This is a genomic window from Nocardia kruczakiae NBRC 101016, assembly GCF_001612965.1.
Taxonomy (GTDB): Bacteria; Actinomycetota; Actinomycetes; order Mycobacteriales; family Mycobacteriaceae; genus Nocardia; species Nocardia kruczakiae.
Genome location: NZ_BDBL01000010.1, coordinates 92,762 through 116,697 on the forward strand (window position 1 = coordinate 92,762; position 23,936 = coordinate 116,697).

General features: G+C 68.1%; 21 protein-coding genes and 1 pseudogene. 12 read left to right on the top strand and 10 right to left on the bottom strand.

All coding sequences use genetic code 11. The features are described 5' to 3' along the window. The first annotated feature begins 11 nt into the window (after positions 1-11). Complete coding sequence (locus NK1_RS09535) at positions 12-1,967, top strand: hypothetical protein (RefSeq protein ID WP_063008184.1); 1,956 nt, start codon at positions 12-14, stop codon at positions 1,965-1,967. A gap of 274 nt (positions 1,968-2,241) precedes the next feature. Here the strand turns inward: NK1_RS09535 and NK1_RS09540 are convergent, their stop codons facing one another. Next, the gene (locus NK1_RS09540) at positions 2,242-3,834 is read right to left on the bottom strand and encodes a purple acid phosphatase family protein (protein ID WP_063008185.1); all 1,593 of its coding nucleotides are present in this window, start codon (positions 3,832-3,834) and stop codon (positions 2,242-2,244) included. A gap of 299 nt (positions 3,835-4,133) precedes the next feature. Between NK1_RS09540 and NK1_RS34365 the strand changes: the two genes are divergently transcribed. After that, positions 4,134-4,277, top strand: a complete 144-nt coding sequence (locus tag NK1_RS34365) for a hypothetical protein (protein ID WP_157104177.1) — start codon at positions 4,134-4,136, stop codon at positions 4,275-4,277. A gap of 13 nt (positions 4,278-4,290) precedes the next feature. On the opposite strand, the gene NK1_RS09545 is transcribed toward NK1_RS34365, so the two are convergent. The 3 genes from NK1_RS09545 to asnB all read right to left on the bottom strand — a co-directional run bounded on the left by NK1_RS09545 (position 4,291) and on the right by asnB (position 7,099). Further along, the gene (locus NK1_RS09545; protein WP_039777254.1) at positions 4,291-4,560 is read right to left on the bottom strand and encodes a DUF2277 family protein; all 270 of its coding nucleotides are present in this window, start codon (positions 4,558-4,560) and stop codon (positions 4,291-4,293) included. A 53-nt stretch (positions 4,561-4,613) separates the two neighbouring features. After that, complete coding sequence (locus tag NK1_RS09550) at positions 4,614-4,943, bottom strand: hypothetical protein (RefSeq protein ID WP_063008186.1); 330 nt, start codon at positions 4,941-4,943, stop codon at positions 4,614-4,616. Between the two features lie 230 nt (positions 4,944-5,173). Then, positions 5,174-7,099: an asparagine synthase (glutamine-hydrolyzing) gene (gene asnB / locus NK1_RS09555; protein WP_063008233.1), complete on the bottom strand. Its 1,926-nt coding sequence runs from the start codon at positions 7,097-7,099 to the stop codon at positions 5,174-5,176. Positions 7,100-7,555: 456 nt separating this feature from the next. On the opposite strand from asnB, the gene ctaC reads away from it, so the two are divergent. Together ctaC and NK1_RS09565 are read left to right on the top strand one after the other, a co-directional pair. After that, positions 7,556-8,554: an aa3-type cytochrome oxidase subunit II gene (gene ctaC / locus NK1_RS09560; RefSeq protein WP_084460731.1), complete on the top strand. Its 999-nt coding sequence runs from the start codon at positions 7,556-7,558 to the stop codon at positions 8,552-8,554. A gap of 18 nt (positions 8,555-8,572) precedes the next feature. Then, complete coding sequence (locus NK1_RS09565; RefSeq protein ID WP_036500184.1) at positions 8,573-8,989, top strand: cytochrome c oxidase subunit 4; 417 nt, start codon at positions 8,573-8,575, stop codon at positions 8,987-8,989. Between the two features lie 133 nt (positions 8,990-9,122). On the opposite strand, the gene NK1_RS09570 is transcribed toward NK1_RS09565, so the two are convergent. Both NK1_RS09570 and NK1_RS09575 read right to left on the bottom strand, forming a co-directional pair. Continuing rightward, a complete protein-coding gene (locus NK1_RS09570) occupies positions 9,123-10,406 on the bottom strand; it encodes an FAD-binding oxidoreductase (protein ID WP_063008188.1) in 1,284 nt (427 codons plus the stop codon). A 28-nt stretch (positions 10,407-10,434) separates the two neighbouring features. Next, on the bottom strand, positions 10,435-11,346 hold the full coding sequence (locus NK1_RS09575; RefSeq protein ID WP_063008189.1) for a CPBP family intramembrane glutamic endopeptidase: 912 nt from the start codon (positions 11,344-11,346) through the stop codon (positions 10,435-10,437). A gap of 356 nt (positions 11,347-11,702) precedes the next feature. Between NK1_RS09575 and NK1_RS09580 the strand changes: the two genes are divergently transcribed. Further along, positions 11,703-12,470 (top strand): SDR family oxidoreductase, encoded by a 768-nt coding sequence (locus tag NK1_RS09580; RefSeq protein WP_063008190.1) that lies wholly within the window; start codon positions 11,703-11,705, stop codon positions 12,468-12,470. Here NK1_RS09580 and NK1_RS09585 read toward each other — a convergent pair. The 3 genes and pseudogenes from NK1_RS09585 to NK1_RS09595 all read right to left on the bottom strand — a co-directional run bounded on the left by NK1_RS09585 (position 12,452) and on the right by NK1_RS09595 (position 14,787). Beyond that, positions 12,452-13,086: pseudogene (locus tag NK1_RS09585) on the bottom strand (phosphotransferase). The gene NK1_RS09580 and the pseudogene NK1_RS09585 sit on opposite strands and share 19 nt — an antisense overlap. A gap of 28 nt (positions 13,087-13,114) precedes the next feature. After that, complete coding sequence (locus NK1_RS34950; protein ID WP_063008191.1) at positions 13,115-13,360, bottom strand: PASTA domain-containing protein; 246 nt, start codon at positions 13,358-13,360, stop codon at positions 13,115-13,117. Between the two features lie 542 nt (positions 13,361-13,902). Further along, positions 13,903-14,787: an IclR family transcriptional regulator gene (locus NK1_RS09595; RefSeq protein ID WP_063905950.1), complete on the bottom strand. Its 885-nt coding sequence runs from the start codon at positions 14,785-14,787 to the stop codon at positions 13,903-13,905. 341 nt (positions 14,788-15,128) lie between these two features. Here NK1_RS09595 and cysD point away from each other — a divergent pair, with 341 nt between their 5' ends. From cysD to NK1_RS09620, 5 genes are read left to right on the top strand one after another with little or no spacing between them, the layout of a single operon-like run. Further along, complete coding sequence (gene cysD / locus NK1_RS09600; protein ID WP_063008235.1) at positions 15,129-16,034, top strand: sulfate adenylyltransferase subunit CysD; 906 nt, start codon at positions 15,129-15,131, stop codon at positions 16,032-16,034. Then, on the top strand, positions 16,034-17,920 hold the full coding sequence (gene cysC, locus NK1_RS09605; protein ID WP_063008192.1) for an adenylyl-sulfate kinase: 1,887 nt from the start codon (positions 16,034-16,036) through the stop codon (positions 17,918-17,920). Before cysD ends, cysC begins: the two co-directional genes overlap by 1 nt. A gap of 35 nt (positions 17,921-17,955) precedes the next feature. Beyond that, positions 17,956-19,194, top strand: a complete 1,239-nt coding sequence (locus NK1_RS09610; RefSeq protein ID WP_063008193.1) for a hypothetical protein — start codon at positions 17,956-17,958, stop codon at positions 19,192-19,194. Further along, positions 19,191-19,982, top strand: coding sequence for an SDR family oxidoreductase (locus NK1_RS09615; protein WP_063008194.1), 792 nt, complete (start codon positions 19,191-19,193; stop codon positions 19,980-19,982). Before NK1_RS09610 ends, NK1_RS09615 begins: the two co-directional genes overlap by 4 nt. Before the next feature lie 13 nt (positions 19,983-19,995). After that, positions 19,996-21,132, top strand: a complete 1,137-nt coding sequence (locus NK1_RS09620; protein WP_063008195.1) for a sulfotransferase family protein — start codon at positions 19,996-19,998, stop codon at positions 21,130-21,132. A 38-nt stretch (positions 21,133-21,170) separates the two neighbouring features. On the opposite strand, the gene NK1_RS09625 is transcribed toward NK1_RS09620, so the two are convergent. Continuing rightward, a complete protein-coding gene (locus NK1_RS09625) occupies positions 21,171-21,836 on the bottom strand; it encodes a TetR/AcrR family transcriptional regulator (RefSeq protein ID WP_036500199.1) in 666 nt (221 codons plus the stop codon). Between the two features lie 141 nt (positions 21,837-21,977). Between NK1_RS09625 and NK1_RS09630 the strand changes: the two genes are divergently transcribed. Together NK1_RS09630 and fabG are read left to right on the top strand one after the other, a co-directional pair. Beyond that, positions 21,978-23,129 carry an acyl-CoA dehydrogenase family protein gene (locus NK1_RS09630; protein ID WP_063008196.1) on the top strand — a complete coding sequence of 384 codons (1,152 nt, stop codon included), beginning with the start codon at positions 21,978-21,980 and terminating at the stop codon, positions 23,127-23,129. A gap of 32 nt (positions 23,130-23,161) precedes the next feature. Next, the gene (gene fabG, locus NK1_RS09635; RefSeq protein ID WP_063008197.1) at positions 23,162-23,920 is read left to right on the top strand and encodes a 3-oxoacyl-ACP reductase FabG; all 759 of its coding nucleotides are present in this window, start codon (positions 23,162-23,164) and stop codon (positions 23,918-23,920) included. Positions 23,921-23,936: the final 16 nt, after the last annotated feature.

Here is a 23,936-nt window from a genome sequence, read left to right on the forward strand (position 1 = left end):
GACGTCTCGCCATGCTGGACGACGCCACCCGAATTCTCGGCGCCACCAGCGATTTCGGTAAGCAGGTCAAGCTGTCCAGGGTTCTGGGCGCGCTGCGGCGGGTGCTGCTGCTGCCCGGCGGCTGCGCGGCGGTGCGGGCCCGGGCGAGCGGGCTCGAGGCGGCCGGGTTGTTCCTCGGCACCGACTGGGCGCATCCGGAGATCCTGATTCCCGCATTGAGTGTGGGTTCGCTGCGCAGTGCCAACGCCGACACGATGGTGCTGGAGACGGTGAGCGATCTGCGATTGCTGGCTGTGGCCAAAGGCGATTACCCGCATCCGTCGGTGAGTGCGGACCAGGCGCTGGGGCATCTGTCGCAGGTGCTGGCGGTCAATCTGAGCCTGCTGTTCACTCCGCCGAGCGAGGCCGAACGCGAACAGCAGGGCCGGATGGCGCGGGTCTCGCGGGAGCTGCTGCATCACCTGGTGGAGGAAATCGGCTACGAGAAGGTGCTCGAGCATCTGGTCGACGAGATCTGGCGGATTCTGCGCCAGCGTCCCATCCAGGTCGAGCAGGTGAAGCGGATGATCACGCAGATCGCTGTCGCCCGCAGCAATCCCGATATCGATCTCGGCGCCAGCGGGCTGGGCGCGGACCGGCTGATCAGCAGCCTCTACGGCACCACCGACGCGTGCCGGGAGGATCCGGGTGTGGAGGTCTACCGCACGCGCCTGGAAAGTATGGACGACAGCGCATTGCAGTACGAGGCAACGGGTTTCGCGCGCTCGATGCACGATACCGGGCTGGTGTCGCCGTATCACGCGGTGCTGCTGCGGTTCCTGCTGACCAAAGGGGAATATCTGCTCGGTGAGGCGCTGGGATTGTCGAGCACCGGGCGCGACAGCCTGCTGTGCTACCACGAACTCGTGCGCAACCTGATCGAGGAGGCCGTGCACGTCGAGACCGCGCAGGGCATCTACGGGCTCGCGCTGCTGCTGGAGCGGGGGATTCTGTATCAACCGCCGGTCGCGCCCGCGCTGTGGCGGCAACTCGCGCTGCCGGTGTCGTCGCGCTCCCGGGAACGGCTGCACGAGGTGTTCGGGCCGGTGCCGGACGCGCGGGCGCGGCTGCTGTCCGGGATGCTGTCGATCCTGGGCCTGCCGCTGGGCGTGGGGCAGGGTGACAATCCGACCTGCCAGTCGGCGCGCGCCCTGTCGATGTGGGCCTACAACGATCCCGACTACCTGTTGCAGACCGTGGCATGGGCGGCACGCGACGACGAGATCGTCATGCATTTCGAGGGACAGCCGATTTCCTCGCTGGAGGCCGGGGCCGGGGTGGCGACCACCCTGCCGATGGATCTGGACCCGGTATCGCTGCTGGTCGTGCCCCATCTCGACCGGATCTACGCGGAGATGGGGCGGCGCTGCGTCGGTCGCGAGGGCGATCCGCATCGGTGGATCAACCCCGAATTCCACGGCTGGTGGTCCGGGCGCGGATTCCGCATCAACGTCGATGTGGAGACCGGGCGGCTGATCGACGTCGACGAATTCCTGCGGCACTTCTACGCCAGCTACCACCCCTTCTACAACGGCAATCAGCCGCTGATCCACCCGCAGCCGGCCGGCATCGCGGTCACCGACAGCGCCGCCCGGTTCGTCGGCTGGCACGCGATCACCGTCCTGCGGGTCAGCCTCGATCCGCAGGACACCATGCGGGTCTACTTCTACAACCCGAACAACGACAGCGGACAGGACTGGGGCGACGGCGTGGTCGTCGGCACCGCCGGACACGGCGAACGGTTCGGGGAGGGATCGCTGCCGTTCGAACAGTTCGCGTCGCGGCTCTACATCTTCCATTTCGATCCGCTCGAACGCGGTGAACCGGCTGCGGTGGAGCGCACGGAACTGGACCGGGTCGTCGGATACATCCACCGCAGCTGGGGTGCGGATCGGTTACCGGAGATCGTGAGCGATGCGTCGTCGTGACGCGGCGGATCGGTTGCGCGCATGGACGATTCACGGTGACGGGCGGCACTCGTAGCCGAGGGCGACGCGATCGCCGCGATACCGCGGGACGCGTACGGGGCGCCGGTGGCGGGGTCGTCTCGCTGCCTACGGTGCTCAGAGCCGGGCCGATGATCGACGGTGTTGTGCGCGGCGTGACGGGTGCGGTCGGGGATGTGCGGGCGGGACAGGTGGCCGGCAGTGGATGTGGGCCGAGCCGTTCACGTCGGTGCAGGTGCCGATGACCTCGGGCGGGTCAGTGGTCCGAACGCGGCCGCGTGAGAATGAAACTGTCCACCGGCTTCAGCGTGTCGGTCACGGCGTAGTAGGTGGCGGTGATGGTGGTGTGGCCGCCGGGAGCACCGGGATCGACATCGAAAGCGCAGAACCCGTAAGGATGTTCGGGGTCCTTGAAGGCAGACCAGGGCGCCTGCTCCATCACGTATATCGGCGCCTTCTTGCCCGTGGCGGGGTCGACGGCGCCGACACCGGTGATCACCCGGCACTGCTGTCCGGGGAAGAACAGCCCGTTCGAGGGGACGGAGGTACCACCGCCGCCGATCACGAGATGCACTGTGCCCCGGGAGGTGTCGATGATTTCGGGCGCGGTCGCAGTGGCCGGCGTGACCGCCTCCGGAACCGGTTTCGGTGTGAGGGTGTCGCTGCCGAGGACGCCGCGCACGGGATGGGAACGCTCGTAGTGGTGTTCGTGGCCGCACAGCACCAGGTCGACCTGGTAGCGGTCGAACAGCGGTAACCATTCCTGGCGGATCCCCAGATCGGCGCCGTTGGCCTTGTCGGCGGAGGATATCGCGGTCTGGTGCATGAACACGACGATCCAGTCGATCGCGCGGTCCGCCCGGGCGGCCGCCAATTCCTTGCTCAGCCAACGTTTCTGGGCGCCGCCCGAGTAGCCGTGCACGTAGGAGTTGCCGCCGTCCTGCAGGCAGATGTCGTCGTTGGCCACCGCGATCACCCGTACCGAGCCGACCGTGAAGGCGTACCAGAGCCCGCGCGCGAGGTCCTCGGCGCCGCTGTCGGGCACGGTGAAATACGTCTGGAACGCCTCGTAACCGATCGGGCCGTTGCCGCGCTCGTTCTCGTGATTCCCGGGCGCCGGCATCCACGGGCGGTGCCGGGCGGACCGAGAATTATTGGCCCACCAGTCGTTCCAGGTGCGGATCCGGTCGGTGGCGAGATTGGCGTAGCACAGATCGCCGTTGACGAGATTGAACAGCGGGGCCAGATGTTCGATCCCGGCGGTGACGTCACCGGCGACGGGGGAGCCGAGGTTGTCGTTGACGTAGCGGCCGTTGTCCAGCTTGCCGAGCGTCGGAGTGCCCTGATCACCGAAGCTGATGAAGCGGAACGCGGCCCGGCCGGTCGGCGCGGTGCGATGGGTGCCCAATTCCGGTGTGGCACCGTCGTGGCCGGCGGCGTAGATGTAATCGGTGTCCGGGGTGAGCCCGGTCAGGACCGCGTGATGGGCGTATACCTCGGTGCCCGAGGCGGCGTCCCGGTAGACCCGGGTCTGGGCTTGCGCGGTCGCGCCGAATCCGGTTGTGGCCGTGCCGAATCGCACCACCGGATTGCGCACCGATGCCGAACTCTGCCAGCTCACCACGGCCTCGCGCGCGGCGTCGGCACCGAACTGCAGGTGCAAACCCGTCACCGGCGGCGCGGCGATCCGGGCCGGACCCGTCGCCAATTCCGGTGACACCGGCCAGAATCGCCCGCCGCTGCCGGTCGAGGAACCGTCGCCGTGCAATGCCGCCGTCGCCCCCGCACCCACGGCCAGCCCCGCGATCGCCGCCGCTCCCGACGCGCCGAACAGCCATCGCCGGCTCACCCCGCGCGATCGGTCGGGGCGAGTGCCGCCTCCCTCCGGTCCACCTACACGAGCAGCGGCTTGCGGCCCGGCGGTGACATCTCCGTGGGTACCGGTGCCCGGCGTCGAACCAGGACCGGCCGCCGCCCCGGCGCTACCCGCCTGCTCCGCTACCGGCTCCGACGCATCCCGCTCGTCCATACCTCCAGCCAACCGTGCGCGGGTTCAGAAAGCCCCACGCCACGGCGAACTCCGGGTGAATCACGAGCCGGGACGACGGCTCCAGGACGCTGCTGTGCCGTGGCGAGGCGACGTGAACCGTGCGTCGCCTCGGCGATCCGGTCTCCCGTCGGGCCGACGCGGCGGTGCTCGACTATCTGCGCAGCGGTCTCGCCGCCGGCATGCGACTTCCCGATGCCACCGACCCCACCCTGTCGACGGTCCGGGTGGTGGCGAAAGGTTAGGTCCGCTCCGGGCTCAGGCGCGGGCGGCGATGCGCGCTTGCACCTCCGGCCGCCGCAGCGGCGGAACCGACTTCGGCGGCACCTTGCGGTCGGGCAGAGCCGCCAGCAGGCGGGTGGTGGCCGCGGCGATCTCGGCGACGGCCTCGTCGACCGCGGGGCGGGTGGCCGCGGAGATACTGCTCAGACCACCCACCTTGCGGACGTACTGCAGCGCGGCCGCCTCGATCTCCTCGGCCGTGGCTTCCGGTTCGAGCCCGCGCAGGGCGGTGATATTTCGGCACATAGCTACGAGGTTAGGCCGCATGCCGGTTGCGATCGAGCCGATGGGATATCGGGTCAGGAGGCGCTGCCGGTCGAGAACGGCGAGTAACCGTAGCCGTACCCGTACCCGTATCCACCCGACCACGGGCTGTTCCATCCGGGATAGAAGCCGCCGTAGCCTCCGCGCGGCAGGCCCCAGCCCGGCATTCCCCAGCCGCCGTGATGGCCCCAGCCATGGTGGCCCCAGCCGTGGATTTCCTGGGCTTGGGACTGGGCCGGGGCCGCCGCCGGCTCGGCGAGAGCGGGGGCGGCGGCCGCCACGATCGGTGCCGCCGCGATGGCGACCGTGATCACGGTGCGTGACATGCGGGTGCGGAGCTTCGAGGACAGGTCGTTTCGAACCATCGGAATTCCTTCGGTACGCGTCTCGGTCGTATCCGTCCGCGGCCCGATCGGGCCGCTCGACTAGCTTGACGCCACTTAATGTACCGCTATTTAACGGCACGTTCAAGAGCGACGAAAAGATGACGTGACTACGAGTGGCGTGCGAAGGGGATCGCTGCACACGGGACGGGCGCCGCACCGCCGGCCGTGATCGGCCGCGGTACGACGCCCGCGTCGCTGGTATCCGCCGGCTAGAGCCGCACGGGGTAGGTCGGCTCCTGGATATCGGGCTTGATGCGGTCCTCGACGAAGATGCCGTGCCAGATCATGAACACCAGCAGCGTCCACAGGCGACGGCTGTGGTCGCCGTTGCCGGCGCGGTGCGCCTCGAGCATGGCCTTGATCGCGGACTTGTCCAGCAGATGGTCGGTCTGCGATTCCGCGATCTGGGTGGCGGCCCAGTCGTAGAGTTCCGGTCCGCGCAGCCAGTGCCGCAGCGGCACCGGAAAGCCCAGTTTCGGGCGGTGCAGCACATGCGCCGGGACGATCGTCTCGAGCGCGCGGCGCAGCGCGTACTTGGTGGTCTCCTTGGTGATCTTCTGCTGATACGGGATCTGCTCGGCGACCGCGAACACCTCGGGGTCCAGGAACGGCACCCGCAACTCCAGCGAATTGGCCATGGTCATCTTGTCGGCCTTGACCAGGATGTCACCGCGCAACCAGGTGAACAGGTCCAGATGCTGCATGCGCGCCACCGGATCCCAGCCGCGTGAGCGCGCGTAGATCGGGGCCGTCACATCCTGATGCGTCCACTCCGGGCGGAATTCGCGCAGCACCGAACGCAACTGGGCGTCGTTGAAGCTGCGGGCGTTGCCGTAGTAGCGCTGCTCCAGTGGCAGCGAACCGCGGTGCAGCAGGCTCTTGCCGCGCGTCCCGTCCGGAATCCGGTCCGAGAGCTTGCCGGCCAGCCGCCGCAGGCCCTTCGGCAGATACTCGAAAGGCTTGAGCGACAACGGTTCCCGGTAGATCGTGTAGCCGCCGAACAGCTCGTCGGAACCCTCGCCGGACAGCACCACCTTGACGTGCTTGCGGGCCTCCTGGGCCACGAAATACAGCGGCACCAGCGCCGGATCGGCCACCGGATCGTCGAGATACCAGACGATCTCGGGGATCGCGCCCGCGAACTCCTCGGGGCTGACGGTGCGGATGAAATGCTTCGCGCCGATCGCTTCCGCGGTCTCGGCCGCCACATCGGCCTCCGAATACCCCTCCCGCTCGAACGCCGAGGTGAAGGTGAGCAGATTCGGGTTGTGCCGGATCGCCAGCGCCGCGATGGCGGTGGAATCGATGCCGCCGGACAGGAAGGCGCCGACGGTGACGTCGGCGCGCATGTGCTTGGCGACCGAATCCTCGAGCACCGCCGCGATCTCGCGGTAGCGGGCCTCCTCCGAGCCGGCCGCGAACGGGCGAACCCGGAAGTTCGGCTCGAAGTAACGGGTGACTTCCGGCGCGGCGCCGGGGCGCAGGGTGGCGTAGCAGCCGGATTCCAGGCGGCGGATGTTCGCGTGCAGCGATTCCGGCTCCGGCACGTACTGCAGCACCGTGTAGTGCTCGAGCGCGCGCGGATCCAACGCGTCGGAGAGATTCAGCGCCGGCAGCAGTTCCAGCAGGCTCTTCTTCTCGCTGGCATAGGCGGTGCCGCCCGGGCCGGTGGCCAGGAACAGCGGTTTGATGCCGAACGGGTCGCGGGCCAGCACCAGCTCCTGGGTGTCGGTGTCCCAGATGGCGAAGGCGAACATGCCGCGCAGCTTGGAGAATGCCGCGGTGCCCCAGTGGTGATAGGCGGCGACGATCGCCTCACCATCACCCTCGGTGGCGAACCGCGCGCCGAACTCCTCGCTCAGCTGCGCGCGCAACTCCAGGTAGTTGTAGATCTCACCGTTGAACGCCAGCGCATAACGCTCGGTATTCTCCGGCGGACCCCAGCGCAGCGGCTGATGCGAATGCTCGATGTCGATGATCGACAGACGGTTGAAGCCCAGGATGATGTGTACGTCGTGCCAGGTGCCGCGCTCGTCCGGGCCGCGATGGCGCCCGCACTGCAAGGCGTCGTACACCTGCTGTACGACGGAGTCGGTGGCCACATCGGCGGTCAGAAATCCCAGCAGTCCACACACTGCGTCGAGAACCTCGTTTCCGGATCGGGTACGCGGAGAACATTCGAAACCAGTCCCCGAGTATGCCGCACCGCGGCCCCGCTCGTCGCCTCGCTGGGCGGCGGTCGCGCTCGCCAGGGATTTCGCGCCCGCGCGCGTGAGCGGGGCGGAGCTGCGGCCGGGCATCGCACCCGGTGGCCGGTGTGTCGAAAGCGACCCGGGCACAACGCGGGAGGCGGTTTGGTCTACGCTGCGTAGTACTCGGGAACTCTCGTGGTCGGCCGTGCGTTCGGTGCGGCTCGCGGAAGGCTCCCGAACGTGCTGAAAACGCGCCGCCCGGCCTCCGGGTGGCGCCGTGTCGGATGGACGACCAGGAAGGCGTTGAGCGTGGCGCACAAGGCGAGCGAAGCGATAGGGGCACGACCCGCCCGGGTACGGCGGGGCCGCATCCTTCGGCGGGCCGGGCTGGCGGTGTCCATGGGGATCACCGTGATGCTCGTCTCGGGCTGCTCGATCGACAATCCCGTGCTTCGGTTCGGCTGGCCCTCGGGTGTGACCCCGCAGGCGACCCGGATGCGGGAACTGTGGACGTGGTCGGTCGTCGCCGCTCTGGCGATGGGTGTGCTGGTCTGGGGCCTGACCTTCTGGACCGTGGCCTTCCACCGCAAGAAGAAGAACTCCCCGGAGTTCCCGCGGCAGACCGGCTACAACGTGCCGCTGGAGCTGACCTACACCGCGATTCCGTTCGTGATCATCGCGGTGCTGTTCTACTTCACCGTGGTCGTGCAGAACTACGTGCACGAGAAGACCTCGAACCCGGATGTGGTCGTCGACGTGACCGCGTTCCAGTGGAACTGGAAGTTCGGTTACCAGAAGGTCGTCGGCCAGAACGGCCAGGTCCACGACGGTGTCGACCAGGCCCGTCAGGCGCTGAACGAGCAGATTCAGAGCGAGTACAAGGAGCGCACCGCCGACGGCCACCCGCAGCCGGGTCCGGTGCACGGCCTGCCCGCCAACGACATCTCCTACCTGCACTACGACAAGGTGGAGACCGTCGGCTCGTCCAACGAGATCCCGGTGCTGGTGCTGCCGACCAACAAGGTCGTGGAATTCCAGCTGGCCTCCGCCGACGTCATCCACTCCTTCTGGGTGCCGGAGTTCCTGTTCAAGCGCGACGTGATGCCGAACCCGAAGGAAAACCACTCCGACAACACCTTCCAGATCACCAAGATCGAGCACGAGGGTGCCTTCGTCGGCCGCTGCGCGGAGATGTGCGGTACTTTCCACTCGATGATGAACTTCGAGGTGCGTGCTGTGACGCCGGACAAGTTCGACAAGTACATCGCCGCCCGCGAAGCGGGTAAGACCAATGCCGAGGCCCTGTCGAGCATCGGCGAGTCGCCGGTCGCGACGACCACGCATCCGTTCGACACCCGTCGCACCGCGCGTGAAGCCAGCCAGGCCGAGAGCAAGTAAGAAGGGTACTGAACTGACATGAAGGTCGAAGCACGCATCTTCGAGCTGCTCACGGTGTTCTTCATCATCGTGGCGGTCGTCTACGGATTCTTCACCGGCCAGTCCCGCACCGGCGTCGAATGGGCGGGTACCACCGCCATCGTGCTGACCGCCGGACTGACGCTGATCGTCGGCACCTACTTCCGCTTCGTGGCCCGCCGCCTGGATCTGCGCCCCGAGGACTACGAAGAGGCCGAGATCATCGACGGCGCCGGCGACCTGGGCTTCTTCTCGCCCGGCAGCTTCTGGCCCATCCTGCTGGCAGGTTCCGCCTCGGTCACCGCGCTCGGCTTCGCGTTCTTCCAGTACTGGCTGATCGGCCTGGGCGTGCTCTGCGTCCTGGCCTCGGTCGCCGGCCTGGTGTTCGAGTACCACGTGGGACCCGAGAAGCACTGAGTACCCGACGAAAATCTCGAGCGCCCCGGCTTCGGCCGGGGCGCTTCGTCGTTACCGGGGGCCGTTCGAGATATCGCCGGAGAAGCCGAACGCCCCGACATGTCTGCCGGGGCGTTCGGTCTACGCAAAGGGATCAGTCGGGGGTGTGGTAGCGGCGGGCGCGTTCGGAGCGGCAGATGTCGTCGATGCCGGAGGTGATGTCGCGTACCAGTTCCGGGGCGCCGGAGCGGCCGGAGTAGGTGCCGGTGGGGCGCAGGCGGCAGGTGAAGGTGATGAAGCCGTGGTCTTCGCCCACGGATTCGTGCAGATCCGGGGAGCGCACGCCGTAGGTCATGGCGGAGATGACCGTGATGGCGCCGCTGCGTTCGCGATGGTCGGCGAACAGGTCGTGCAGCCGGTGGAAGACGGTGCTGTAGCTGCTCATGGGCGCGAAGAGCGCGACCCGGTAGGCGGGGCCGCGCTCGGAGGAGCTGATCACCGTGTCGGCGAGGTATTCGGCGTCGCGCAGCGTCAGCACCTTCGGCGCGAACATCAGCGCACCGGCGGCGGCGTTGCGCACCGGCATACCGGCGCGGCCGCCCGCGGCGGAGGCGATGGCGCCCAACGACTTTCGCGCCCGCGCGCCCAGTTCGCGGCGGGCTCGCAGCGAGGGAGTGGCGGTGGTGGGATGCAGACTCGACCACTGGCCGAAGCGGACCGTGCCGAGCTGGATGTTCCCGGTGCCGACCGGTCGCGACACCCGCAGCGGCGCGGTGTCGACCCAGCGGCCGACCTGCAGCAGAGCATCACCGGGGCGGGTGATCTCGGCGTGTGAGTGCTCGACGAAGGTGTCGAAGTCGAGGAATCGGTGCGCGTCGGATGTCAGCCAGGTGTGGTCCTTGTCGACCTCGATGGCTTGCAGCGTCAGCGCCGTGATGATGCCGGTGCGCCCGGCTCCGCCGAGGATGCGCCGGAATCGGTCGGCGTGGTGGGTGCGCCCGCAGGTGCCGAATCTGCCCTCGGGGTCCACGTATTCGAGGGCGACCACGTTGTCGCTGAACATGCCGTAGCGATGTGAGGCCGCGCTGAGTCCGCCGACGGCCGCGAAACCGCCGGCGGTGATCTCGCGGTGGTCGCCGACGATCGGCAGCCCGAGGCCGTGCGCGGCCAGGGTGCGATCGATATCGGACAGTCGTGCGCCGGCCTGCACCCGTACCAGTCGCGCGTCGGCGTCCACCGCCTGCACCCGGTTCATCCGCCGCAGCGACATCACGATGCGGCGGTCGGGCGGGGCCGGTTCGTCGTCGAGTTGCTCGCTGCTGTGGTCGCCGCCGCGCACGGTCAGCGGTTGCGGTCGTGAATCTCGCACTGTGCGAACGACATCCGCGGTGTCGCGGGGCAGGTATTCCTCCGGAAGAGCAGCGAGCGTGGTACTCATGGCCTCAAAGCTAACCACAGTAGCGGCGCTACGTCTGCACCGAAGATTGCAGTGCAGGTGCGGGGGTTTTCGCAATCGGCGCGAAGGCGAACAGCGCGGTCGCCACGGCCGCCCACAGGATCCAGCCGGGAATGCCGGAACCGCTCAGTAGCGTGTGCGCGTGCTCGCTCGCATCGGCGGACTGCAGGGCGCCGAAGATCAACGCCGCGCTGTTGAACGACGCGTGCGCGACCGCCGCGGGCCACACGCTGGCCGACCGCAGGCGCAGCCAGCCGAGGACGGCGCCGAAGCAGATGCAGAACGGGATGTAGGCCGGCGCCGACCAGGCGCCGATATCGGGGAAGCCGTAGCCGAGCAATGTGAGCGGCGCGTGCCAGAGGGCCCAGATGACGCCGGTCGCGATCAGCGCCACCGCAGTGCCGTAGCGGGAGATCAATTGCGGCAGTAGCCATCCGCGCCAGCCGATTTCTTCGCCGAGAGCGTTCGGCAGTGTCGAGATGACGACCGTCGTCAGCGTCTCGAGCAGCAACGCGGCCACCATCGAGGTGTCGAGTTTCTCCAGATCGAAATGGAACCAGCCGAGCGCCGCGCTGATCTCGTAGGCGATCCACAAGACCATCTGCGTGCCGAGCCAGGCGGCGACGATCAACCGGGCGGTGCGAGCAGGTGCCGGACCGAGACCGAGGCCGACGTCGGCGGCGAAGCCGGGAGCCGCCGCGACGCCCGGTGCGGCGGGGCGCGCGAGGACGGGCTGCCGCATCCTCGACCGTGCGACCAGGACGGCCACTGTCGGGGCGAACATCATGAGGGCCGCTCCCTCGTGCAGCCACGGGACCGATTCCAGCCCCTTCCCGTCGATCCAGGGAATCGACGCGAGCACCCACGCGAGTGCGTACGCCACCACGATGTATGTGGCGATATCCGAACGCCGAGCAATCATATGTCCGTCCTTGCGACTGAATCCGATGCCGATCGGGATCGGCCGTCACCTCTCCGGCATTCGGCCCCCCGGATACTTCGACGCGGGGGATGTGGGATCGGTTCCAGCGCAGGGTGGTTCGGACGACGTGCCTACCGATGTGCGGGTGTGCCGGACGAGGTGGAGGCCGGGCGTACCGTGAACTTTTCGTGCAAACCGCCACAGGAAATGCGGAAAACCGCCGAATTCGGCGAGGTTTGCACGATGGATTCACCATCACCCAACCCGCCGCCGCCTACCCTGGCGGGCGGTGATCGGGATGTGACATCGGCTGTCGGGTGCTTGCCCGGACCACGGGTGCGGGGTTGGGTGGAGGCATGAGCACAGTGCTGGTGACCGGTGGGACAGGCGCGCTCGGGCGGCACATCGTGGATCGGCTGCGCGAACGCGGGCACGACGTGCGGGTGCTATCGCGGCGCCCGGGTGCGGGGACGCACGTGGGGGATCTGACGACGGGGGCCGGGGTGCGCGACGCTGCCGCGGGTGCGGAGTCGATCGTGCACGCCGCCTCGGATTTCCGGCGGTTCGGTAAACCGGATATCGAGCAGACGCGGAACCTGCTCGCGGCCGCTGGGGGAGCGCGGCATCTGATCTACGTGTCGATCGTCGGCATCGACCGCATCCCCTTCGGCTATTACCGCAACAAACTCGCCTGCGAACATCTGATCGCCGACAGCGGTGTGCCGCACACGATTCAGCGCGCGACCCAATTCCACGATCTGATCGCCGCGGTGCTCGCTGGGGTGCAGAAGCTTCCGATCGCCCCGCTGCCCTTGGATTTCCGCTTCCAGCCGGTCGCCACCGAAGATGTCGCCACCCGCCTGGCCGACCTGGTCGAAGGGGAACCTCGCGGCCGTGCGGCGGATTTCGGTGGACCGCAGGTGTCCACGCTGGGTGAGCTGGTGACGACGTGGCAGCAGCATTACGGGCGCCCTCGGCGGACGGTGTCGCTCCCGCTTCCCGGCAAGATCGCGCGGAGCTTCCGTACCGGCGACAACACCTGTCCCGAGCACGCCGACGGCACCCGCACGTGGGCCGACTACGTCGCGGCGAACCCGGGCCCCAGCTACCGGCTGCGTGGTTGATTTGCCGGGGACAGGCGCTCGAGCAGGCCGGCCAGTCCGCTGCGAATATGAGTGGCCGAGCCGGTCTCGAGGCCGTGGGACACCTCGTGCCACGGCCCGAGCCGATGCCACACCGACGCCCGGCTGCGAAGTTCGCCGGTCACCCCGTACGCGGCGGTCACGGCGTTCGAGAACTCGGGTGGCGCGCCGTACAGCGCCCATGCCAGGTCGATGGCCGGATCACCCAGGTGAGCGTCGCCGAAATCGATCACGCCGGTGATGCGGCCGGCGGCGACCAGAATGTGCTCGGGACCGATATCGCCGTGGACGACGGTATCGGCGGGAAATTCGCGGGACAGTCGTGCAGGGCGCGCAGAAATCGACCGATCAGGAAACCCTGTTCGGCACAGGGTGTTTCGATTGCGCTCCCCGGAATCAACGCATGGCGTACGACGAGTGGGTTCTCCCCGGCCACCCGAGGAACCGGCACCTGCAACGGCAGTTGTGCCGCCAGCCACGGCAGCAGCCGCGTTTCGCGCAGCAGCTGCGCGGCGACCTCCGGGCGACGTGGCCGCCGCTCGACCCAGCGGTCGTCGACCAAGGTCGCCACGGTATCCCAGCCTCCGGAAAACTCCATGGCGCGACCGTAACGCGAGGGCCGCGGTTCAGCAGGGACTCTGCCCGCCGACCTCGCCGGTGGTGAGCTCGATCGTGGTACCGGTGGGTACCGAGGTCTCCGCGTCGGGGTTCTGGTTGGTGATGACGCATTGCCCGCCGCCCGGCCCGCGGCCGGTGCCGCCGGTGATGTGCGCGCGCAGGCCGGCGGCGGTGAGGAGTTGGTCGGCGAGGGCCGGGCGATCGCCGCGGACATCGGGAACGGTGACCGTGCCGGGCGAGGGGGATGTGGTCACGCCGGAGGGCTGAGTGGGGTTCGCGGCCTTCGGCGTGCTGGTCGCGTCGCCGGACGTGTGCCCAGTGGCGGTCGACGTGCCCGCGACGGTGGTAGTCGTTGCGGGCGTTGAGGTTTCGGACCCGCAGCCGGTCAAGGCCGCGGTCGCTGCGAGTGCGGCGATCGAAATCGACAGGTGGGGAACGGCACGGCGGACAAGGAGGGAAAGGCGTGGGAAGGTTGAGGTCGGCACATCCCGACCGTAGTTGCCGCCGTGCCGATGCGCGCGTGGACCGGTTGTGGCATGTTGACGCCCGGCGGGGACCAGGCGAGTCCTCCTTCCACGGCATTCTGCGGCCCGGGCATCGGCGACAGATCGCATAACCAACGACCGGCGACATAGATAGCGGCGCTCCGATGTCGTTGTCGCGCAACGCTGAACGTCCGCCTGGGCGCGGGTGGCGAGGACGTTGTGGGTTGGTGAGCTGGTGTGGACCGTCGGTGGCGAGACGGCTGCTGGGGTCGCCTGGCATTTCTGTGCTCGGACGCCGGCAAGCGGGTCGGTCAGGTGCCGGTGGTGGTTCGGGTGATTTTTTCCGCGGTGGCGGTGATGGCAGCGCCGAGGTTGGTGAGGTGCTGGGCGGACAGGCGGGTGTCGGGGCAGGCGACCACGGCGGCGATGACGCGGTCGCCGGCGAAGATGGGGGCGGCGACGGTGACTACGGCGTTTTCGGCGCCGAGTTCGTCGGGGAGGTAGTCGATGGTGATCAGGTCGGTGATCATGCTGCCCAGGCGGTTGCGGAGCGGGTCGGTGACCGGTGAGTTGCGCAGGGCGGCAAGGGCTTCGAGTATGGGTGCGGATTCGTCGGCGAGGCGTTCGACGGAGTAGCCGCGGGCGCGGACGGCGTCGAGTACCGCGAGCAGGCGTGCACGATGGGCGGGGTCGGCGTGGTCGATCCAGGTGGTGCGTTCGGAAACTGGTGCCCAGGCGATGAATTCGCGCGCGACCGGCGGCGCCAGGGGCAGGCGGCGGCCCTGCCGGATCCACGGCACCGAGGGGGTGCCGGCGACCTCGGTGATGATGATCGACCCGTCGTCGCGCTCGGCCAGGAAGACTGGAAAGCCCTGTGCGGCAACGAATTCCCGCAGCAGGTCTGCGGCCAGCCGGCGCAGCGGGAACGCCGCCTCCGCACGGCGTGCGACGGCGAGCAGCCCCATCCCCAGACCGTAGTTGCCGTCGAGATCGCGCACGGTCCAGCCGTCGGCCGTGAGCTGGGTCAGTACCGCATGTGCCGTCGCCCGCGAGAGTCCGGTCTCGCGCACGATCCGCGCCAGCGACAAGTGCTCGGCCGGCCGGCGCGACAGCAGTTCGATCACCCGTACCACCCGATGCGTGGGCGGTGATCCCGCGGAGGCAGTGGGAGTAGCGATGTCGGTGCCCTCGGACATGGCGCCCTTTCCTGGTCGATGGGCCGATCCATGCGGCCGGTGATCGCGCCGCGCCCGACGGGTCACACCGCCGCTCACCGTACCGGTCGCCGCAGGCTTGGTCCTTCGAGTGCGGTGGCGTGGATTGGTGCGTTCGGCGGTGCGGATCGCGACCTATGGCCAGGTGTGGTGGCGAAACCCGCGCGGGGGTCGACAGCCCCTTGACCGACGCACCGGCATCCGCTTATCGTCGGTGTCACAATATCGAACAATAGCGTCGAATATTCGACACCGCAACCTCTGAGCAGTCGAGATTTCGGATGCGGGGAAGCGGGGCGAGCGATGCGGACAAGGCGAATGTGATGCGGACGGGATACGAGCTGTCGCATCTGTCGGCCCTCGAGGCCGAATCGGTGCACATCTTCCGGGAGGTGGCGGCCACCTTCGAACGACCGGTGCTGCTGTTCTCCGGCGGTAAGGACTCGGCGGTGATGCTGGAGTTGGCGCGTAAGGCGTTCTGGCCGGCGGCGCTGCCGTTCGCGCTGCTGCACGTCGACACGGGGCACAACTTCGACGAGGTGATCGACTTCCGCGATCGCACGGCGGCCAGGCTCGGTGCGCGGCTGCTGGTGGCGCGGGTGCAGGACGATATCGACGCCGGGCGGGTGACCGAACGTCCGGGGGAGAGCCGGAATCGGCTGCAGACCACCACATTGCTGCGCGCGATCGCCGAACATCGCTTCGATGCCGTGTTCGGCGGCGCGCGGCGCGACGAGGAGAAGGCGCGCGCCAAGGAGCGGGTGTTCAGTTTCCGCGACGAATTCGGCGCTTGGGAGCCGCGCGCGCAACGCCCGGAGGTGTGGAACCTCTACAACGGCAAACACCGTGCGGGCCAGCACATCCGGGTCTTTCCGCTGTCGAACTGGACCGAACTCGACATCTGGGAGTACATCGACCGCGAGGCGGTGGAACTGCCGCCGCTGTACTACGCGCACCGCCGCCCGGTCTTCCGGCGGGACGGCATGCTGCTGGCCGCCAATCCCTTCCTGACTCCGGGCGCGGACGAGCCGGTGTTCGAGACGACGGTCCGGTTCCGCACCGTCGGCGATGCCACCTGCACCGGATGTATCGAGAGCGAGGCCGGCGATCCGGCGGCCGTGATCGCCGAAACCGCGATCACCCGGCTCACCGAACGCGGCGCAACCCGCGCCGACGACCGCATCTCCGAATCCGGGATGGAAGACCGCAAGCGGGAGGGCTACTTCTGATGAGCCGCAATCTGTTACGTCTCGCGACGGCCGGCAGTGTCGACGACGGCAAATCCACCCTCATCGGCCGCCTGCTCTACGACTCCAAGAGCCTGTTCTCCGATCAGCTGGCCGCGATCGAACGGGCCAGCGCCCAACGCGGCGATGCCGCAACGGATCTGGCGCTGGTGACCGACGGCCTGCGCGCCGAGCGGGAACAGGGCATCACCATCGACGTGGCCTACCGCTACTTCACCACGCCGCGCCGCAAGTTCATCATCGCCGACACCCCGGGGCATGTGCAGTACACGCGCAATATGGTGACCGGCGCCTCCACGGCCGATCTGGCGTTGATCCTGGTCGACGCGCGCAAGGGCGTGGTCGAACAGACCCGCCGGCATGCCTTCCTGGCCTCGCTGCTCGGGGTGCCGCACCTGGTGGTGTGCGTGAACAAGATGGATCTGGTCGACTGGTCGGCCGCGCGGTTCGAGGAGATCCGCGAGGAATTCGCCGATTTCGCGGCGAAGCTGACGGTCGGTGATCTGAGTTTCGTGCCGGTCTCGGCGCTGCACGGCGACAACGTGGTCACCGATTCCGCGCATACGCCGTGGTTTGCGGGCCCGCCGCTGCTGAGCCACCTCGAACAGGTGCATATCGCCTCGGATCGCAATTTGATCGACGCGCGGCTGCCGGTGCAGTACGTGATCCGCCCGCACGCCGCCGACGCCGGCGGGGCCGGCCATCGCACCTATGCCGGAACCATCGCGGGCGGCATCTTCAAACCCGGCGACGAGGTGGTCGTGCTGCCGTCCGGGCGCTCGTCGCGGGTCGCGCGGATCTGGGGGCCCGGCGGGGTGAAGGTGGACGAGGGGTTCACCGGGATGGCGGTCTCGGTGGAACTCGATGACGAGGTCGACGTCGGGCGCGGAGATATGCTGGCCCGTCCCGGAAACCGGCCGCATATCGCCGGCGAGGTCGACGCCATGGTCTGCTGGTTCTCCGAGACCACCGAACTGCGGCCCGGTGCGCGCTACACGATCCGCACCGCCGCGCAGACCACCCGCGTCCAGGTCCACGAACTCGACTACCGGCTCGACGTCAACACCCTGCACCGGGTCACCGACGCGCAAGCCTTGGCGCTCAACGACATCGGCCGTCTCACCCTGCGCAGCCAGCGCCCGCTGATGGTCGACAGCTACCGCGACAATCGCCGCACCGGCAGTTTCATCCTCGTCGACGAGGACACCGACCAGACCGTGGCCGCCGGGATGATCCTGGCCCGCGACACCGGACCGGAGTCCGTGCCCGACGCCTCGGCCGCACCCACGGTGGTGCGGGAGGACGTCGTCTGGCACAGCTCGTCGGTGGGGCGCGGCGAGCGACCGCACGCCGGCGCGACGGTGTGGCTGACCGGTCTGTCCGGCTCCGGAAAGTCCACGATCGCCGTGGAATTGGAGCGCCAGCTGGTGGCCGCCGGCCGCCCGGCCTACCGGCTCGACGGCGACAATCTGCGGCACGGGCTCAACGCCGACCTGGGCTTCACCGACGACGACCGGCGCGAGAACATCCGCCGGGTGGCTCAGGTCGCCTCCCTGTTCGCCGACGCCGGCCTGATCGCCATCGTCTCGGTGATCAGCCCGTTCGCCGACCAGCGCGAACAGGCGCGCGGGGTGCACGCCGCGAGCGGCCTGGACTTCCACGAGATCTTCGTCGACACACCGCTGGAGCTGTGTGAGCGCCGCGATCCGAAGGGCTTGTACGCCAAGGCTCGTGCGGGCCGGCTGCCGGAGTTCACCGGTATCGACTCACCCTACGAACGTCCCGAACACGCCGAGCTCGTGATCACTCCCGAACACGGTTCACCCGCCGAAATCGCCGCGCTGATCCGCCGCGAACTGAGACTGTGAACCGCACTACCGCCCGCACAACACGCTAGGACGACATGAGTACATCGACAGGATCGTCACCGGGAACCGACACCGCCACCGGAAACGGACTTCCGGGCGGCGCTCCGCTGACCGAACCGTTCACCGCGGCGATCGCCGAGGCCGAGAAGCTGATCGCGGCAGCGGATTTCATCCACGACGAGAAGGATCTCGCCGAGGGCTACGACTACCTCGCCGGCAGTATCGCCGCCTGCCTGCAGCTCTCGGGCACGCACGGCACCAGCCACCCGTACTTCGTGAGCTCGACCGGCCCGCACGCGAAAATGGGCCTGGACAACCCGGATACGCTCTACTACCACGCCAATGTCGAGCCGGGTGCGGAATATCTGCTCACCGGTGTCCGCGGCAGCACCGTCGACCTCAGCTTCCAGGTGCTGCGCGGCGACTACACCGCCACCGACGTGCCCAACGGCGACGACGCCTTCGACGACCGCCGCCTGCAGATCGCCGAGGACGGCAGCTACCAGCTCCGCTTCGGGCCGCCGAAAGCCGATGCCGGGCCCAACTATTTCGTCCTCGGCGAGGGCGCCTCGATGCTCGCGGTGCGCGAGGTCTACGGCAACTGGAACGCGGAGACGAAGGGCAGTATTCGCATCGAGCGCGTCGACACCATCGGCACCGCGGCGCCCGAACCCGGTGTCGAACAGCTGCGCAAGCGGTATCGGGCGGCGGCGCGGGCGCTGGTGCAGCGCATCCACACCTGGTTCAACTTCCCCAAATGGTTCTATCTCGACCTGCCGGTGAACACCCTCACCGAACCGCGGCTGACCCCGGGCGGGCTCAGCACGCAGTACTCCTCGGTCGGCCACTTCGATCTCGACGACGATCAGGCGCTGGTGATCACGGTGCCGAAATCCGATGCGCCGTATCAGGGATTCCAGCTCGGCAGCCGCTGGTACATCTCCCTCGACTACGTCAACCATCAGACCAGCCTCAACAGCGCGCAGGCCCAGGTCGATCCGGACGGAATGATCCGCATGGTCGTCTCGGCGCGCAACCCGGGCATCGCCAACTGGATCGAGACCACCGGACGCCGCCGCGGCATCCTGCAGTTCCGGTGGCAGCGCGTCGACCGTGAGATGACGCCCGCGGACGGCCCGCGGTTCGCGCTGGTGCCGTTCGACGAGGTGGCGGCGCAGCTGCCGCACTACGACCTCAACCGCATCGATGAGCAGGGCTGGCGCGCCCGCATCGCCGACCGCCAGCGCGGTTTCGCCGATCGGATGCTCGGATGAGCGCCGCAGCGGGCCTGCTGGCCGACAAGGTGGTCGTGATCAGCGGCGTAGGCCCCGGACTGGGCCGCGCCCTGTGCGTTCAGGCGGCCGCGGCCGGTGCGAAGGTGGTGCTGGCCGCGCGCACCGAATCACGGCTGCGGGAGGTGGCAGACGAGATCGACGGTGCGGGCGGGACGAGCCTGATCGTGCCGACCGACATCACCGACGATGCCGCGGTGGCGAATCTGGTCGAGCGCACGGTCGAGACCTTCGGCCGGGTCGACGCGCTGGTCAACAACGCGTTCGCGATGCCGTCGATGAAATCGCTGGCGCGCACGGACTTTCAGCAGATCAGCGACAGCCTCGAACTGACGGTGCTGGGCACGCTGCGCGCGACCCAGGCCTTCACCGACGAACTGGCCAAGACCCGCGGCGCCGTGGTGATGATCAATTCGTCGGTGCTGCGGCACTCCGAACCGCGCTACGGCAGTTACAAGGTCGCCAAATCGGCGCTGCTGGCGATGTCGCAGACGCTGGCAACCGAATTGGGCGCCAAGGGGATTCGGGTCAACAGTGTGGCGCCGGGCTACATCTGGGCCGATCAGCTGAAGTGGTATTTCGGTGAGGTCGCCAAGAAATACGGCATCACCGTCGACCAGGTGTACGAGCAGACCGCCTCCCGGTCGGATCTGAAGCGACTGCCGGAACCGGACGAGATCGCCAGAGCCGTGGTGTTTCTCGCCTCCGACTGGGCCAGTGCCATCACCGGCCAGACCCTGGACGTCAACTGCGGCGAATACCACGTGTGAGGAACAGAATTTCATGACCGCTCGTACCACCGTCGGCACCGTCGAGGATCTGCACGCATCCGCCACCAAGGCGTGCGGCCTCACCGATTTCGGCCCCGACGACTACACCGAGGCGCTCGGTGTGCTGCTCGACTCGTATCGGCGCGACGCCGACCTCACCGAACTCGGTTCCAAGATGAACCGCTACTTCCTGCGCGGCGCGCTGGTCGCGCGGGCGCTGAGCGAGGCGTCCTGGAAGGCGAACCCCGGGTACGCCGAGACCGCGATCCAGCGGCCGATCTTCGTCACCGGCCTGCCCCGCACCGGCACCACCGCGCTGCACCGGCTGCTGGCCGCCGACCCGCAACATCAGGCGCTGGAGATGTGGCTGACCGAACTGCCGCAGCCCCGCCCGCCGCGCGAGACCTGGGCCGACAATCCGGTGTTCCAGCAGATCGATGCCGGTTTCGCGCAGCATCACATCGACAATCCGGAATTCATGGGCCTGCACTACATGAGTGCCGCCGAGGTCGAGGAATGCTGGCAGTTGCTGCGCCAGACCGTGAAGTCCATCGCCTACGAATCGCTGGCCTACCTGCCGACCTATTCGCAGTGGTTGCAGAAGCAGGACTGGACCAACGCCTATGAGCGGCACAAGCGCAATCTGCAATTGATCGGCCTCGGTGATTCCAGGGGCTGGGTGCTGAAGAATCCCAGCCACCTGTTCGCGCTGGACGCGCTGATGGAGGTCTACCCCGACGCGCTGATCATCCAGACCCACCGCGACCCGGTGACCATCGTCGGTTCCTCGTGCAGCCTGTCCGAACAGGCCACCAAGGGCTGGTCGAACACCTTTGCCGGGGAGACGATCGGCCGCACCCAGTTGGAGTTGTGGTCACGCGGCCTGCGCGAATTCAATTCCGCGCGTATGCGTTACAACCCCGACCAGTTCCTCGACGTCCAATTCGAGGATCTGCGGGCGGACCCGTTCGGCACCGTCGAGAAGATCTATTCGACCTTCGGCCTGGATTACACCGAACCCGCCCGCAATGCCATGCGGGCGCTCGACGAGGAGAGCAAATCGGGCGATCGCAAACCCGCGCACAAGTATTCGCTGGCCGACTACGGGCTGACCGAGGACGAGGTCCGGTCGGTCTTCGCCGACCTCTGAGATCGCTGTACCCGCCGCATAAGCCGCCAGGCGACGTGTCAGCCCTCGGTGGATTTCTCGCGGCGGCGGGCGCGGCGCTGCTGGATGGCCGCGAAACGGATCTCGAGGCCCGTGACGAACGACTCCAGCGCCAATTCGAAACTCTCCGAGTCGATTTCGTCGGCCTTGGCGCGCAGCAGGTGTGCCTGTTCCAGGTGTGGATAGCGGTCGCGGTAGACCTGCACGTCGTCGACGAAGCCGCGGGAGAACGACCCGATGGTCGAGCCCATCACCACATAGCGGGTGGCGGCGCCGATCATGGTGGCCTGGCGGGGTGGCCAGCCGGCGCCGACCAGGCCGCCGTGCACGGCGTCGGCCGCGCGCAGATTCTCCTCGCGCTTACCGGGGCCCGAGGCCAGGTAGGGGACGAAGTTGGGGTGGCGGACCAGGGCCGCGCGATAGGAGCGCGCCCACGAGACGAGGCCGGTGCGCCAGTCGGCGGTCTCGAAGGCCGAGGCGTCCACGTGGGACATGATGCCGGCGGCGATATCGTCGAGCAGATCGTCCTTGGTGGGGTAGTGGCCGTACAGCGAGGCCGCCTGAACGCCCAGCTCGGCGGCCAGTTTCCGCATCGAGAGCTCGGGTAGTCCGTCGCGGTCGATCAATTCCAGTGCCGTCTCGCGGATGCGTTCGCGACTCAGCAGCGGTACCCGTGGCCGGGGCATCCTCGCCACCTCCTTCGCCGCGACACCGATCCGTGCCGAGTCAACCTACACCGTCCGGGACCGGGGCCTTGAACATCCGAACAGTGTTAGTTTATCGTGGCGGTAGATACCTAACAACGTTCGGTTAGGAGTTTTCCCGTCATGGATCTGGAACTCGGCGATGCCCACCGCGAGCTGCGCGACGTCGCCCGCGCGTGGGTCGACAAGGAGGTCGTGCCCTATGCCGCGGCCTGGGACCGCGCCGAATCGGTGGATACCGCGATCGTGCGCAAGCTCGGTGACATGGGCTTTCTCGGCATCGAGATCCCGGAGGAATACGGGGGCTCGGGCGGTGACGCGCTGTCGTACTGCGTGCTGCTCGAAGAGCTCGGCCGCGGTGACAGTTCGGTGCGCGGCATCGTGTCGGTCTCGCTCGGCCTGGTCGGCAAATCGATCAAGAGCTACGGCAGCGAACAGCAGAAGCGGGACTGGCTACCGCGACTGTGCGCGGGCGAGTCGCTGGGCTGCTTCGGCCTCACCGAACCGGGCACCGGATCCGACGCGGCGAATCTGACCACCCGCGCCGTCCGCGACGGCGAGGACTGGGTGCTCACCGGCACCAAGATGTTCATCACCAACGGCACCTGGGCCGATATCGCGCTGATCTTCGCCCGCACCGGCCAACCGGGACCCAAGGGCGTCACCGCATTCCTCGTGCCTACGGACGTACCGGGTTTCGGCCGCACCGAGATCAAGGGCAAACTCGGCCTACGCGGCCAGGCGACCGCGGAAATCGTGCTCGACGGGGTGCGGGTGCCGGATTCGGCGCGACTCGGCGGCGAGGGGCAGGGCTTCCGGATCGCGATGGCCGCCCTCGACAAGGGGCGCATGGGTGTGGCCGCGGGATGTGTCGGTGTCGCCCGCGCCTGCCTCGAGGCCGCCGTGCGCTACGCCGGAGAACGCGAACAGTTCGGCAAACCGATCGCCTCCTACCAGCTGGTCCAGGAGTTGATCGCCGATATCGCCGTCGACGTGGAGGCCGCGCGGCTGCTGGCCTGGCGGGTCGCGGACCTGGTCGACCGGGGAAAGCCGTTCGGCACCGAGGCGTCGGTGGCGAAGCTGTTCGCCAGCGAGGCCGCGGTGAAGGCCGCGAACAACGCCATCCAGGTTTTCGGCGGGTACGGCTACATCGACGAATACCCGGTGTCGAAGTATCTGCGCGACGCGCGGGTGCTGACCCTCTACGAGGGCACCAGCCAGATTCAGAAACTACTCATCGGCCGCGCCCTCACCGGCGTGAACGCCTTCGTGTGACAACAGCTTTCGAGTTCGAGGAGTGTTTTCCCATGTCTGATCAGCGCAGGGTCGCCGTCGTGACCGGGGCGGCCCGGGGCATCGGCGCGGCCACCGCGGCCCGGCTGGCCGCCGACGGTGCGGCCGTCGCCATCGCCGATCTCGACGAGAACGCCTGCAAGACAACGGCGGACGAAATCGTCGCGGCAGGTGGAGTGGCCGTCCCGCTGGCCTGCGACGTGACCGACGAGGCGAGCGTCGACGCCGCCTTCGACCGTGTCGCCACCGAACTGGGATCGCTCGACATCCTGGTCAACAACGCCGGCGTGCTGCGCGACAACCTGCTGTTCAAGATGTCGGCCGACGACTGGGACACGGTGATGTCGGTCCACCTGCGCGGCGCCTTCCTGTGTTCGCGTGCGGCACAACGGCATATGGTCGCCAAGCGTTACGGCAAGATCGTCAACACCTCCAGCGTCTCCGCGCTCGGCAATCGCGGCCAGGCCAACTACTCGGCCGCCAAGATGGGCATCCAGGGGCTCACCCGCACCCTGGCGATCGAACTGGGCCCGTACGGCATCAACGTCAACGCGGTGGCGCCGGGCTTCATCGTCACCGAGATGACGGCCGCCACCGCGGCCCGGGTCGGTGTGACGGTCGAGGAGTGGCAGGCGAAATCGGCCGAGATCACTCCCGTACGCCGGGTCGGGCGCCCCGAGGACATCGCGAACACCGTGGCCTTCCTCGCTTCCGACGAGGCGTCCTTCATCACCGGCCAGACCATTTACGTCGACGGCGGCCGTCGGCTCTGAAACCCCTCCAGGAGAA

Excerpts from the sequence above, each read along its gene's own strand:
- NK1_RS09620 (WP_063008195.1), top strand. The coding sequence starts at position 19,996 with ATGACCGCTCGTACCACCGTCGGCACCGTCGAGGATCTGCACGCATCC.
- NK1_RS09615 (WP_063008194.1), top strand. The coding sequence starts at position 19,191 with ATGAGCGCCGCAGCGGGCCTGCTGGCCGACAAGGTGGTCGTGATCAGC.
- NK1_RS09625 (WP_036500199.1), bottom strand. The coding sequence starts at position 21,836 with ATGCCCCGGCCACGGGTACCGCTGCTGAGTCGCGAACGCATCCGCGAG.
- NK1_RS09545 (WP_039777254.1), bottom strand. The coding sequence starts at position 4,560 with ATGTGCCGAAATATCACCGCCCTGCGCGGGCTCGAACCGGAAGCCACG.
- cysC (WP_063008192.1), top strand. The coding sequence starts at position 16,034 with ATGAGCCGCAATCTGTTACGTCTCGCGACGGCCGGCAGTGTCGACGAC.
- NK1_RS09580 (WP_063008190.1), top strand. The coding sequence starts at position 11,703 with ATGAGCACAGTGCTGGTGACCGGTGGGACAGGCGCGCTCGGGCGGCAC.
- NK1_RS09575 (WP_063008189.1), bottom strand. The coding sequence starts at position 11,346 with ATGATTGCTCGGCGTTCGGATATCGCCACATACATCGTGGTGGCGTAC.
- fabG (WP_063008197.1), top strand. The coding sequence starts at position 23,162 with ATGTCTGATCAGCGCAGGGTCGCCGTCGTGACCGGGGCGGCCCGGGGC.
- NK1_RS09610 (WP_063008193.1), top strand. The coding sequence starts at position 17,956 with ATGAGTACATCGACAGGATCGTCACCGGGAACCGACACCGCCACCGGA.
- ctaC (WP_084460731.1), top strand. The coding sequence starts at position 7,556 with ATGGGGATCACCGTGATGCTCGTCTCGGGCTGCTCGATCGACAATCCC.
- NK1_RS09595 (WP_063905950.1), bottom strand. The coding sequence starts at position 14,787 with ATGTCCGAGGGCACCGACATCGCTACTCCCACTGCCTCCGCGGGATCA.
- NK1_RS09550 (WP_063008186.1), bottom strand. The coding sequence starts at position 4,943 with ATGGTTCGAAACGACCTGTCCTCGAAGCTCCGCACCCGCATGTCACGC.
- NK1_RS09630 (WP_063008196.1), top strand. The coding sequence starts at position 21,978 with ATGGATCTGGAACTCGGCGATGCCCACCGCGAGCTGCGCGACGTCGCC.
- cysD (WP_063008235.1), top strand. The coding sequence starts at position 15,129 with ATGCGGACGGGATACGAGCTGTCGCATCTGTCGGCCCTCGAGGCCGAA.
- NK1_RS09570 (WP_063008188.1), bottom strand. The coding sequence starts at position 10,406 with ATGAGTACCACGCTCGCTGCTCTTCCGGAGGAATACCTGCCCCGCGAC.
- NK1_RS09565 (WP_036500184.1), top strand. The coding sequence starts at position 8,573 with ATGAAGGTCGAAGCACGCATCTTCGAGCTGCTCACGGTGTTCTTCATC.
- NK1_RS09535 (WP_063008184.1), top strand. The coding sequence starts at position 12 with ATGCTGGACGACGCCACCCGAATTCTCGGCGCCACCAGCGATTTCGGT.